The organism is Salsuginibacillus halophilus (assembly GCF_003014715.1).
GTDB lineage: Bacteria > Bacillota > Bacilli > Bacillales > Marinococcaceae > Salsuginibacillus > Salsuginibacillus halophilus.
The window spans coordinates 41,063-54,042 of the sequence record NZ_PYAV01000006.1 but is presented as its reverse complement, the minus strand read 5'-3'; the positions used below and the strand labels follow the sequence as shown (position 1 = coordinate 54,042).

General features: G+C 51.0%; 12 protein-coding genes. 11 read left to right on the top strand and 1 reads right to left on the bottom strand.

Features of this window, described 5'->3' with window-relative positions; translation table 11 throughout:
- Positions 1-242: 242 nt before the first annotated feature.
- Positions 243-1,580, bottom strand: coding sequence for an FAD-dependent oxidoreductase (locus B0H94_RS06615; RefSeq protein ID WP_106588478.1), 1,338 nt, complete (start codon positions 1,578-1,580; stop codon positions 243-245).
- 262 nt (positions 1,581-1,842) lie between these two features.
- Between B0H94_RS06615 and prfA the strand changes: the two genes are divergently transcribed.
- The 11 genes from prfA to B0H94_RS06560 all read left to right on the top strand — a co-directional run bounded on the left by prfA (position 1,843) and on the right by B0H94_RS06560 (position 12,594).
- A complete protein-coding gene (prfA, locus tag B0H94_RS06610) occupies positions 1,843-2,910 on the top strand; it encodes a peptide chain release factor 1 (RefSeq protein WP_146139931.1) in 1,068 nt (355 codons plus the stop codon).
- 3 nt (positions 2,911-2,913) lie between these two features.
- Positions 2,914-3,780: a peptide chain release factor N(5)-glutamine methyltransferase gene (gene prmC / locus B0H94_RS06605; protein WP_106588476.1), complete on the top strand. Its 867-nt coding sequence runs from the start codon at positions 2,914-2,916 to the stop codon at positions 3,778-3,780.
- A 74-nt stretch (positions 3,781-3,854) separates the two neighbouring features.
- Complete coding sequence (locus B0H94_RS06600) at positions 3,855-4,457, top strand: stage II sporulation protein R (RefSeq protein ID WP_181315296.1); 603 nt, start codon at positions 3,855-3,857, stop codon at positions 4,455-4,457.
- A 115-nt stretch (positions 4,458-4,572) separates the two neighbouring features.
- Positions 4,573-5,622, top strand: a complete 1,050-nt coding sequence (locus B0H94_RS06595) for an L-threonylcarbamoyladenylate synthase (RefSeq protein WP_106588474.1) — start codon at positions 4,573-4,575, stop codon at positions 5,620-5,622.
- A gap of 9 nt (positions 5,623-5,631) precedes the next feature.
- Positions 5,632-7,368 (top strand): CocE/NonD family hydrolase, encoded by a 1,737-nt coding sequence (locus B0H94_RS06590; RefSeq protein ID WP_106588473.1) that lies wholly within the window; start codon positions 5,632-5,634, stop codon positions 7,366-7,368.
- 62 nt (positions 7,369-7,430) lie between these two features.
- The gene (locus B0H94_RS06585) at positions 7,431-7,973 is read left to right on the top strand and encodes a manganese efflux pump MntP (protein WP_106588472.1); all 543 of its coding nucleotides are present in this window, start codon (positions 7,431-7,433) and stop codon (positions 7,971-7,973) included.
- 167 nt (positions 7,974-8,140) lie between these two features.
- Positions 8,141-8,626: a low molecular weight protein arginine phosphatase gene (locus B0H94_RS06580; protein WP_245893923.1), complete on the top strand. Its 486-nt coding sequence runs from the start codon at positions 8,141-8,143 to the stop codon at positions 8,624-8,626.
- An 18-nt stretch (positions 8,627-8,644) separates the two neighbouring features.
- On the top strand, positions 8,645-9,943 hold the full coding sequence (locus tag B0H94_RS06575) for a methyl-accepting chemotaxis protein (protein WP_106588470.1): 1,299 nt from the start codon (positions 8,645-8,647) through the stop codon (positions 9,941-9,943).
- 63 nt (positions 9,944-10,006) lie between these two features.
- On the top strand, positions 10,007-10,444 hold the full coding sequence (rpiB, locus tag B0H94_RS06570) for a ribose 5-phosphate isomerase B (protein WP_106588469.1): 438 nt from the start codon (positions 10,007-10,009) through the stop codon (positions 10,442-10,444).
- Positions 10,445-10,558: 114 nt separating this feature from the next.
- Positions 10,559-11,101 carry a TIGR01440 family protein gene (locus B0H94_RS06565; protein ID WP_106588468.1) on the top strand — a complete coding sequence of 181 codons (543 nt, stop codon included), beginning with the start codon at positions 10,559-10,561 and terminating at the stop codon, positions 11,099-11,101.
- A 248-nt stretch (positions 11,102-11,349) separates the two neighbouring features.
- A complete protein-coding gene (locus B0H94_RS06560) occupies positions 11,350-12,594 on the top strand; it encodes a serine hydroxymethyltransferase (protein WP_106588467.1) in 1,245 nt (414 codons plus the stop codon).
- The last annotated feature ends 386 nt before the right edge of the window (positions 12,595-12,980 follow it).

Genomic DNA, 12,980 nt, shown 5'->3' with positions numbered 1-12,980 from the left:
CTTTATGAACGGTGAAACAAACCATATCCATTGGAAATAAGGTATGACCCGTAAATTTTAAAGCGTTCGTCTTTCGTTTCGGTTACGTTTATGATTCGGCTTTTTTCCTCTTCGGCAGTCCACGGAGATTGAAGCAGTAAACTGTCCGTGAATGTTAGATTTTGCACGTTGTCGACAGTGAAAAGCCTGCGATGAACGGCATCGCAGGCTTCTCAAGGTTTTATTAACGGCACATTTGCGCCTTATTTACGCCGGCGGGCGGTCTGCTGGATAGGGTCCCACACACCGTTAAATGGCGGGGCATACGCTAAATCGAGGTCTTTTAAATCATCAATATCCATCCGGTGGAACAGGGCAGTCGCAAGTACATCAATACGTTTATCTGCGCCTTTTTCACCGATCACCTGTCCGCCGAGCAGCATCCCGTTTCCGCTGTGATATACAAGTTTCACGTGGAGTGGGTGGCTGTCTTCAAAATAACCCGCAATATCTGTGGATTTGTTCACTACCGTTTCAAACGGAAAATTAAGCTGCCTTGCTTCAGCTTCAGATAAACCGGTGCGGGCAAGGGTCAAATTGTGAAACCGTAAAATCGCCGTTCCGACAATGCCTTTAAATGTTGCAGGCGAACCGATCATATTTAAGCCGGCGATCCGGCCCTGCTTATTGGCGTGCGTGCCAAGCGGAATGTGATCGTCCTTTTCTTTAATGCGGTGATACTGCGTCGCACAGTCACCGGCCGCATAAATGCCATCAACATTCGTTTCCATATAAGCATTCACCCGAACGGCGCCCCGGTCTGTCATCGTCACGCCTGTTCCTTCAAGAAACTCGGTGTTCGGAACGGCTCCGGTCGCCACAATCACAAGCTGTGCCGGCACCTCACCTTGATTTGTCTGCACACTCTGTACCCGGCCGCTGCCGTCATCAGTAAGCGACTCCACTTGTTCATTCAGTCTAAGTCCGATCCCGTGCGCTTTTGCTTCTTCATGAATGTGAGCGGACATATCTTCATCAAACATTTTGGCAAGGCGGTTGTTGCGCTCAATCATATGCACGTTAACGCCGATCTCGCGCAGGTTCTCCGCCATCTCAAGTCCGACGTAACCGCCGCCGATCACTGCCGCGTCCGTCACGCCGCTTAAGTCATCAGTAATCTCGTGAATATCAGGGATGGTCTTCACTTTATGCACGCCGGTAAGTTCAGTTCCCGGCCAGTTTGGAATGCGCGGCCGTACCCCGCTTGCAATAAGGAGCCGGTCGTAGGAAACGGTAAACGGTGTTTGTTCATCTCCGCATGTGCCGTGAACTTCTTTCGCTTTGGCGTCAACGTTTGTCACGGTATGATACGTCCGCGCATCAATCCCGTAACGATCGCGAAACGTCTCCACATCCCGGGCGATGAGGTGGTCCGTCTTTTCCACCGCGCCGCCAATCACATACGGCAGACCGCACTGGGCGTAAGAGTAAATACCGCCCGCTTCAAGGGTGGTGATCTCTGCATCAGAATCGTTGCGTACAATTTGCATCGCCGCACTCATACCAGCAGCTTCCCCGCCAATAATCACATACTTTGTCATCATTTCAGCCTCCACTTAAGTAATAGATCCTCCACTTTCCGGCATACCCGAAATAAGCAGTTAATATGCCCCCGGAGGTTTATAGATTTTGCTGAACCTCAGTATGAACCTTGAGAAAACAGATCACAACATGCACGTTACACCACATCCAAGATGGTTCCTTCAAAAATGGTGAGCGTTTTGACGGCTTATGTCCCTTGTACTATAATTGTAATGTTATCCTGTACGTGAAAACTAAGCACGCATAAACGAGGTGAATGTATTGCTCGACCGATTGCAGTCTGTAGAAGACCGCTACCACGAATTGAATGAACTGTTGAGTGATCCGGAAGTTGTGAATGATACCAAGAAACTTCGCGATTACTCAAAAGAACAAGCGGATCTGGAAAAAACCGTAAAGGCCTACCAAGAATACAAAGATGTCGAAGAGCAGCTGGCCGATTCTAAAGAAATGTTAAAAGATAACCTTGATGAGGAAATGAACGAAATGGTGAAGTCGGAAATTGCAGAACTTGAACAGCGTAAAGAAGAGCTTGAAGAAGAGCTCCGCGTTCTGCTCATCCCGAAAGATCCAAACGACGATAAAAACGTAATTTTTGAAATTCGCGGTGCAGCCGGCGGTGACGAAGCGAACTTATTTGCCGGTGACTTGTATCGGATGTACTCCCGCTACGCAGAAAGCCGCGGTTGGAAAACCGAAGTGATTGAAGCAAGCCCGGCTGAACTCGGCGGCTTTAAAGAAATCATTTTTATGGTCAATGGCGAGGGTGCTTTCTCGCGCATGAAATATGAAAACGGCGCCCACCGCGTCCAGCGCGTGCCGGAAACTGAATCCGGCGGCCGGATCCACACTTCAACGGCAACTGTAGCTGTACTTCCAGAGGCTGAAGAAGTGGAAGTCGAAGTCAACGAAAAAGATATTCGTGTCGATACGTTTGCCGCAAGCGGACCGGGTGGACAGAGCGTAAACACGACCATGTCTGCCGTTCGTCTTACCCACGAGCCGACAGGGCTTGTCGTTTCCTGTCAGGATGAAAAATCACAAATTAAAAACAAAGATAAAGCGATGAAAGTGCTCCGGGCCCGTCTGTATGATATGTATCGGCAGGAAGCTGAAGACGAGTACGCCGAAAACCGTAAGCAGGCTGTCGGAAGCGGTGACCGTTCTGAGCGCATTCGCACGTATAATTATCCGCAGAGCCGCGTTACTGACCACCGGATCGGTCTCACTTTGCAGAAGCTCGACCAAATTATGCAAGGAGAGCTTGATCAAATCATTGAGCCGCTTGTCGTAGAAGAACAGGCGAAGCTGCTCGAAAAGGCGGAATAGCCCATGGAGCAGCCAACATTTGTGTACGAAGCCTTGCGACAGGCTTCGTCTTTTTTGCGGTCCTGCGGCCGGGAGGAACGAGCGGCGGAATGGCTGCTGCGGCATGAACTAAACGTTGATGGTGCAGAGTTTCATTTGGCGATGCGCGAAAAGATGAGCGCTGAGTCGTGGGAACGTTTCAAAGCGATGGTTGAACGACATGCAGAAGGCGAACCTGTGCAGCATATTACTGGCGTAGCTTCCTTTTACGGCCGCGACTTTCAAGTGAATGAGCACGTTTTAATCCCCCGTCCGGAAACGGAGGAGCTGGTTTTAAACGTACTTGACCGCCGTGTCCCAAAAGGAAAAGAAGGTGAACCACCGCTCATTGTCGATGTCGGGACGGGAAGCGGCATAATCGCCGTAACGCTTGCGCTTGAGTGGCCCGGCGCAAAGGTGACTGGGATCGACCTGCATGATGAAGCACTCGCAACTGCCCGCGAGAACGCCTCCCGCCATGGCGCACCGGCAGTGTTTGAAGCAGGAGACTTACTAACGACCTTGCGTGCAGACGGACGTAAAGCAGACATTATTATCTCCAACCCACCTTACATTCCGACAGAAGATTTAGCCGCCCTAGATGACACCGTGCGTGATCACGAACCGCACCTCGCCCTTGATGGTGGTGCGAGCGGACTGCTCATTTACGAAGAACTCGCCGCTCAGCTGCCAGACGTTCTGGCTCCAGACGGCCTTGCTGCGTTTGAAGTCGGTGCCGGGCAGAGTGATGATGTAGCCGGCCTGTTACAGCAGGCGCTACCAAACGCCCACGTTTCTGTACGCTACGACATCAACGGCAAAGATCGCATGGTATTTGCCGACCTGCGCTGAAAAATGACGAACGATTCAACGTTTAATTAAGCTTTTCCCCACCCACAATGTAACTGTGAAAGGTGGGGGAGCAATTGTTAAAATCATTGAGCTTTTATACGCTTTTATTTACATTGGTCGTTTTTATTTACGCTTGGGAGTACGATCTTCAATCCCAGGCTGTTGAACAAGAAGCGTCAGAAGAAGCGCTGCGCCTTCAGGTCGTCGCCCATAGCGACAGCCTGCTTCAGCAGCATACAAAAGGGGCGGTGCGTGACCGGGTAAATACCTACCTACGCGGCGAAATGGATGCAAGCAAACATCATACAGAAGCCCGGCACAATGTGGAGGATGAACTTGAGGCGATTGAGGAGCTCGTGCAGGAAGAGCTAGAAGCCCGCAGTCTTTCGCTCGATGTTGAAGCAGAAGTGAAAGACGAAGCTGAATTTCCAAACCGTCGTTACGGCTCAATCATGTATCCTGCTGGTTTATATGAAGCTTTAGTAATAACAATTGGGGATGGCGAAGGCGAGAACTGGTGGTGCGTGTTGTTTCCGCCACTTTGTTTTGCCGAGTTGAATGATAGTGAAACCGTTTCTGAAGAAAAAGGAGAACAAGAAGAAACGGAATATCGATTATGGATTGTGGATAAATTTCAGGAATGGTTTGCCGGAACAGCGGAAAATGAAGAAATATGACGTACACAAGGTTGTGCACAAGTTATCCACATATGTGGGTAACTTTTTCGCTTAGGTTTTAACCCCTGCCAAATCAAGGGGAACAGTTATCCACACGAAGAAAGAAGGGAACAAAATGGGGAACGTCAACACCCGCCTGTGGACAATTCATCAAACACTTCCAGCGGACTTGCGCAACCAGCGCATTCAGGAAGCGGCGAAAGCACTGCAGGATGGTAAAACGATCGCGTTTCCAACCGAGACGGTGTACGGCCTCGGCGGCAGTGCCTGGAAGCCAGATGCCATTGATCGGATTTTTTCTGCCAAAGGCCGGCCGAATGATAACCCGCTCATTTTGCATATCGGATCAAAAAATCAACTTGATGAGCTTGTGTTACAAGTGCCTAAACTTGCTGAAACTTTAATGGATGCATTTTGGCCGGGACCGCTCACACTCATTCTCCCAAAGCGCCCGGAAGTTCCTGAACGTGTGACCGGCGGCTTAAATACTGTCGCGGTGCGTCTGCCGGGGCACAAACTCGCTCGTGAGCTTCTGCAGGCATCAGGTGTCCCCGTGGCGGCACCAAGTGCGAACCGTTCCGGCCGCCCAAGCCCGACGACTGCTGCGCACGTTGAAAAAGACTTGTCCGGCCGTGTTGACGGGATTGTCGATGGCGGAGCGACCGGTTTCGGCCTGGAATCGACTGTCGTTGATGCCACAGGAACAACGCCTGTCATCCTTCGTCCCGGCGGAATTACTTCTGAAGCGATCCAAAAGGTTTGCGGCTCAGTGGAGGTTGCTGAAAAAGAAGACAACGAAGCTCATCCACAGTCACCCGGGATGAAATATACCCACTATGCGCCGGACGGAGACCTTTATATTATTGAAGGCTCAACAGCATTTTTCCAGAAAAACATCACCTCTGCTCAGAAAGCAGGGCGGCAGGTGGCAGCGCTTGCGGATGATAAAGAGCTTTCTGAACTGAAACCGGATACTGCTGTTTCACTTGGTGCTGCTGCCGATACAAACGAGGCCGCCCGGCGGTTGTATGCCGCTTTGCGCGAAGCTGATGAAGCAGAGGCAGAAATTATTTTTGCCCGCTCGTACGCTTCAGATGGGATCGGCGGTGCTTTAATGAACCGGCTCGAAAAAGCAGCCGGAGGTAAATATTTACGGGAAGGTTGAGCAGCTAAGATGACACGGTTCTGGTTTTTACCAATATTGCTTGTATGTTTACTTTTTCTCCTCGGTGTTGATCGCATAACACCTAAAGTTACAGAGAGTGCATTTACTTCAGATTATAATGTAGACGTGATCGATGAGGTGAAAGTGCCGGCATGCGACGGGGTCAAGCTCGATGCCCGGTTGTTGAAGCCGGAAGCTGAAGGAGAGCGCCCTACCGTGATTCTGTTGAATGGTTATGGTATTGATGGCAGTGCCGCTGAAAGTTATGAAGAAGACTTAAAGCGTTATGCTGAAAGTGGTTATGCGGTACTGCATATCAGCGCCCGCGGCCTTGGTGATTCAGAAGGTGAAGGCGGGCTGTACAAAGGCTTTGGTACAGACGGTCATGACGCGGTGGAGTGGGCAGCTTCCCAGTCATGGAGTACTGGAGACGTCGGTATGCTCGGCCGCTCCTTACAAGGAACGGCGCAGTGGCTGACAGCAGCAGAGGCGCCGCCGGCGCTGAAAGCGATCAGCCCGGAAGTTTCATGTGCCGATTGTTACGAGCACCTCTGGTATCCCGGCGGTATGGAGATGGGGCCGGGCCGTTCTCTGTTTGGGGGTTACGGTTTTCAAGGTGCCTCCAAGCATCGAACATACGATGACTGGTGGGAGAATCGGACGGTAACCGCGGAAGACTTTCAAGCTATGTCCGATGCCGGGATTGCTGTGCTTGCTTCCGGCGGCTGGCAGGATTACTTAACAGATGGTACTGTCGATGCGTATACACAGTTTCATAACGCCGGCGGCAAAGGCCTGCTCGTTGTAGGCCCGGAGGCACATGGAGGCTTTGAGGATGTAGCACCTTATCCGTTTGATGAGCTTGAGAAGCGTTTTATGGACGCTTACGTTAAGCAGTCACGTGATGAACCGCCTTTAGGAGAAGCTGCAGCCTTACTCTATCAGTACGAAACAGAAGCGTGGTTCGCCTACGAAAACTGGCCGGCAGTTCCGAAAAAACCTTTCTACTTACGAGCGCAGTCAAGCGAAAGTTTAGAGAGCGATGGAGATTATTCGCTGCGTCCGAAGCCACCGACTGAAGCCAAGGAGCCAGCTTTATATGAATTCACAAAAGCACACGGTCCTTATTTGAACACGTTTTTCGAACAGTTCGTCGGACGGACGACAGAAGATCAAACGCCTGTAGAAGAACGTGTCGCTACCTGGACGACGCCGCCGCTTAAAGAAACTGCAGCTCTTATCGGAACGCCGGTACTTAACGTATACGCCGCCTTTTCCAAAGCGGACGCTGACATCGCCGTTCAGCTTTCAGTCGTTGCCGAAGACGGCACATCGACACTTTTAACATCGGGCTATCAACATGCCCCTGCGGCCGAGGCACCTTATGATACTTTAGCAGACCCGCATCAACCGAGAGAATATACAGTTGATTTTGCGCCAATGTCCGTAGAGCTTTCTGCCGGCAGTCGTCTTCGTCTCAGCATCGCCGGCGGCACCGTCCCTGAAACCGGCATGTATATTGCAGAAGGTCCGGGATTAAACGACACGTCGGTCACAACGGCTGTGCATCATGATGCGCTTCACCCTTCGAAAATACAGCTTCCACTTATGCGTGGAGAGGTTGCTGCGTTTCAGTCCTCTGAAGAGGCAGATGATGAGCATGCAGATGGTGCAGCCAAGTCCGGATTTTTACCGGAACGTCAGGGCCTTCCATCATTTGAGGAGGCTATGAGGCTGAAGCATTAAAGATCGGTTGTCCTACACTTCTGTTTTTCTGCATACATGTAAGGCAGAAGGAGGGGACGGTCATGGATTCATGGTTTAGTTTATTCATGCTCGCTTCGGCACTCGGGATGGATGCGTTTTCGATGGCGCTCGCTTTCGGTGCGAGCTTGACGATGTGGTCCGCCCGCCTGCGCGCCTCACTACTTGTAGGCAGCTTTCATATGGCGATGCCGCTTTTGGGCATGGCTGGCGGCAGCTGGATGGCTGCCGCCTTCAGTGATGCAGCCGGCTGGATCGGAGCGCTGCTTTTATTTGTGCTCGGTGTAATGATGATTAAAAATGCTGGTGAATCGGACGAGCCGGTACGTCCTTTAGCAGGGGCGGCGGTCTTCATGTTTGCATTTATCGTAAGCTTAGACAGCTTCTCCATCGGTATTAGCTTAGGTGCGGTGGATACTCCGCTTTTACCTGTGCTCATTAGTTTCGGCTTAGCAAGTGGTTGTTTAACAGCAGTCGGCTTCGGGTTTGCGCATTTGGCTAAGCACCGTCTCGGCGTCTGGAGCGAGCGGGTTGGCGGCGCTGTGCTCATCTTTTTTGCCCTGCATATGACCGGGCAATTTTGGTAGAATGAACAATCATTTGACCTTGATGTTCATAAAAAAATTCTAGGAAAAAACTCCTGTTCACCTACTCATCTGCTGCATTTTCTTTTACAATAGAAGTGCAGTATTTTTTATATATTGATTTAAGAGAGGGGCGGCATTAGGATTTCAGCCGCCGATGAAAACTCAAGATGCTATGGTATGAACGAAAAACGGACAAGCAGAAAGGTGTGATGGGGATGGAGCGGGTTTTAATGATTTGCACAGGTAATACGTGCCGGAGTCCAATGGCAGCCGCCTTATTAAAGGAGAAAATGCCGGAGCTTGAAGTGCGCTCCGCCGGGATCGGTGCAGCAGCAGGGATGCCGCCGGCAGCGGAAGCTGTTGATGTGTTACAAGAGCATGGCATTCATTTGTCCGGGGCTTCTGTTCCGGTGGACGAAACGGTTGTTGCCTGGGCGGACTTAATTTTAACCATGACTGCAAGCCATCAAACTCTGCTTGCGACCCGTTACCCGGCAGCTGCAGACAAAGCCTATACATTGGCGGAGTTTGCCGGTGCTGAAGGTGATGTAGCGGATCCGATCGGCGGCACAAAAGAAGATTACCGCCGAACTGCACAAATGCTTGAGGAACGACTTGCACGTGCAGCAGAACGAATTGGAAAGGAAATGTAAATGTAAAGGGTGAAACAAATGACAGGGAAAGAATCGTACCAATTCAGCTTGCGTAAAAAGTTGGTGCTTGGGATCTGCGTTGTGTCCGGGATTACATACGCAACGAGCGCTTTCTTCATTTTTGTACTAGCAGACATGATTCCTGCAGGCTGGGCGATTAGTGAAGACGCCTTCATCATTATTACGCTCATTCTCGGTTTCGGCTGGAGTGGATTTCTAGCCTTTCTTGCCGCACCGCTTATCACAAAGCCAATTGCCAACGTTGAACAGGCCGCCCGCCGCGCTGCTGCCGGCGACTTGCGTGAAGAAATCGAAGTGTCGAAATCAGATGATGAGCTGCGCGCGCTCGGTCTGGCATTCAACAACATGTCCAACAACTTGCGCGGTATGGTTGAAGATGTTGAAACTAACTTCGAGCAGACGAACAAGCGGGTAGATGAAATCACAAGCGACGCTGAAACGGCCACCGAGCAGGCAGAAAACATATCTGCCACTGTAACTGAAATCTCACAAGGTGCAGAAAGTTCAGCAACTTCCATTCAAAAAACGGCTGAATCCATGGAAGAAGTTACCCAGCTTGCCAGCGAAGTACAACACCGGGCTCATGCCTCCCAGGACTCTTCCAAAGAAATGGTAGAAACGTTAAACGAAAGCCGAAATGTCGTTTATTCGTTAGTGGAAGGTATTCAATTCATTGAAGGCGAAAATAAAGAATCCCGACAGGCTGTTGAAGCCTTAGACGCTGAAGCCAAAAAAGTTGAGGAAATCATCTCGATGGTTGGAGATATTGCCGAACAGACGAACTTGCTTGCTTTAAATGCATCAATTGAAGCGGCGCGCGCTGGAGAGCAGGGGAAAGGATTCGCTGTTGTTGCTGAAGAAGTGCGCAAACTCGCTGATGAAAGCCAAAGTGCTGTCCAAAACGTCTCCAGCGTCATTCAAAACATTCAGCGTGAAGTGAAAAATGTCGTCAGCCGCATCGAAGCCCAAGTGAGTGCAGCAAGTCGCGAAGCGCAAAAAGGCTCAGAAACAAATGAAGCCATTTCGGAAATGGAAACCTCCATTCATAATGTGGATGAGGCAGTTAAGCAGATTGCTTCCTTAACGGAACAACAGCTTGCCGCAATTGAACGCACCTCACGCGAATCGCAGGAAGTTGCCGCCATTGCTGAAGAAACTTCAGCCGGTGCTGAAGAAGTGACAGCAGCTACAGATGATCAGACCGCCTTTATCCGTGATACGGAACGTAAAGCACGTGAATTGTCTCAAGAAGCGAACCGTTTAAAAGAAACGATTGAAACTTTCCGGACAGCGTAAGCAAAGGTATTTGTATGATAAAATAAACCAACGTTTTCAAACTTATAAAAAGGAGTATGCCGCATGAAAGTATTAATCGGATCGGACCACGCAGGTTATGCGTTAAAAAAAGAAATTACTGCGATGATGGATGAGGCCGGCATTGCTTATGAAGATGTAGGAACAGATGGCGAGAGTTCGGTAGATTATCCAGACTTTGCCCAGCCGGTTGCGGAAAAAGTTGCTGCTGGTGAAGTGGATCGAGGCATCTTAGTTTGTGGCACAGGCATCGGCATGTCGATCAGCGCGAATAAAGTTTCCGGCATCCGCTGTGCGCTTGTGCACGACATCTTCAGCGCAAAAGCCACACGTGAGCACAATGATTCCAATATTCTTGCCATGGGTGAGCGTATTGTCGGACCGGGTCTTGCCCGTGAAATCGCCTCCGTCTGGCTGCAGACGGACTACGAAGGCGGCCGCCACGCACGCCGCGTGGAAAAAATGATGAACCTTGAACAATAATCTTCTTTGTTTCCGGCGTTGACAGAAACGGTTCATAAAGGAACGGCGTTAAGACAGCGGCTATCTCTGCGCGAGGGATGGCCGCTTTTTTACCACGATAAGGAGGGGTTAACGATGGATGTGGCTGTATTAAAAACGCACCTGAAAGAAAACCTCGATACCTTGCAGGAACAAGCTGGTCTCACAAGCGGTGATCTGCTCGTGATCGGGACGAGCACAAGTGAAGTGGCCGGCCGCCATATCGGCTCTGCCGGCTCGGATGAGGTAGCCGCGGCTTTGTTTGAGGTATTTACAACATTCAGCGCGCAAACCGGAGCCGCTTTAGCTTTTCAAGGCTGTGAGCACATTAACCGGGCGCTTGTGCTTGATAAGCAGACAGCCGTTGCCCGTGGTTATGAACCTGTCACGGTCGTTCCGCAAGGAAAAGCAGGTGGCGCCATGAGCACGTATGCTTACAAGCATATGGCGGCACCGGTCGTCGTCGAGCACATCCAGGCTGAAGCCGGGATTGATATTGGTGACACGCTCATCGGTATGCATATAAAGCCTGTCGCCGTACCAGTCCGCGGCCCGCACACCAACATTGGCGATGCTCACGTGACGATGGCGCGCACCCGGCCAAAGCTGATCGGCGGCGCCCGCGCTATTTATGAATAGAGATTCTGGCCGCTGCCACTGAGCGCAGCGGCTTTTTATAGGCGAAGGCCCAATCGGAGGAGGCGAACGCCCAATCGCGAGCTGACCCTCCCTTATGGCAGCCTCAATCCAACTTGTTCGCTTATTGTCAGAAAACAAGTCCACACGCTGAAAAAACCATGTTACAATGAAACAGGAATTTTAAAGACCGGTGCTTCAGCCCTTTGCAACCGTAAGTGCCGGTGCGAAAAGAAAGGGGATTGCCGAGAATGGAAACGATTAAACAGCAGGATCCGAAAGTACATGCGGCGATGAAAGACGAAGTCGCCCGCCAGCGCGATAAAATTGAACTGATTGCTTCAGAAAACTTTGTGAGCCGTGCAGTTATGGAAGCACAAGGATCTGTACTCACAAATAAATACGCCGAAGGCTACCCAGGCCGCCGCTATTACGGCGGTTGTGAACACGTCGATGTTGTTGAAGACATCGCTCGTGACCGTTTAAAAGAATTGTTCGGCGCAGAATACGTAAACGTCCAGCCGCACTCCGGTGCACAAGCTAATATGGCTGTCTACTACACTGTGCTTGAACATGGTGATACGGTCCTCGGCATGAATTTGTCCCACGGCGGCCACTTAACCCACGGCAGCCCGGTTAACTTCAGCGGTGTGCAGTACAATTTTGTTGAATACGGTGTGACTGAAAACGATGAGCGCCTCGATTACGAAGCCGTGCGCGCACAGGCGCAGGCGCATCAGCCGAAAATGATTGTAGCCGGCGCAAGTGCGTATCCACGCGACATCGATTTCGCGAAATTCCGTGAAATCGCTGATGAAGTTGGTGCGTACTTGATGGTCGATATGGCCCACATTGCCGGTCTTGTCGCGGCAGGCGAGCACACGGACCCGGTGCCGCACGCACATTTTGTCACATCAACAACGCACAAAACACTCCGTGGTCCACGCGGCGGTTTGATTTTGTGTGATGAATCCTTCGGCAAAAAGATCGATAAGGCAGTCTTCCCAGGATTGCAGGGCGGTCCGCTCATGCACGTTATCGCTGCGAAAGCTATAGCTTTTGGTGAAGCGCTTGAAGATGAATTTAAGACATATGCGAAAAATATTGTAGCAAACGCTAAGCGCCTCGGCGAATCCCTACAGGCAAACGGTATCGATCTCGTTTCCGGCGGGACGGATAACCACCTGCTGCTGTTGAACTTAACGAAGCTCGGCATCACCGGTAAAGTAGCGGAAAAAGCTCTCGATGAAGTCGGTTTGACGACGAACAAAAACGGCATTCCATTCGATCAAGAAGGGCCGTTTGTTACGAGCGGAATCCGTATCGGCACTGCAGCGGTAACGTCCCGCGGCTTTGGTGCAGATGAAATGGATGAAATCGCAGCTGTAATGGCAATGACGATTAAAAATCCAGAAGATGAAGCGGTATTAAACGAAGCCCGCGAACGCGTCGCAGCCTTGACCGCACAGTTCCCGATGTACACCGAACTCGGCTAAATGCTTAGTTAAAGCCGGCTCCCGCAGCGGGGCCGGCTTTTTTTGCAAGTGTATGCTGCAATCGGCAGCCCGCGTTTGAAGCGGCGAGGCACGTTCTCGGGAGGGCGAGGCACGTTCTCGGGAGGGCGAGGCACGTTCTCGGGAGGGCGAGGCACGTTCTCGGGAGGGCGAGGCACGTTCTCGGGAGGGCGAAGCACGTTCTCGGGAGGGTGAAGCACGTTCTCGGGTTAGCGAAGCACGTTTCGCTGTACGAAAACCCGATATTGAAGATGTCAGAATCGTGCTGTTTTTTATTAAGGCTTGAATGCGGGCGCAGTTTTTTGTAGAATCTTGAAAGAATGAGACACATGCTCGTGATCATCAAATCTTTTGGCAAAGAGCCAACA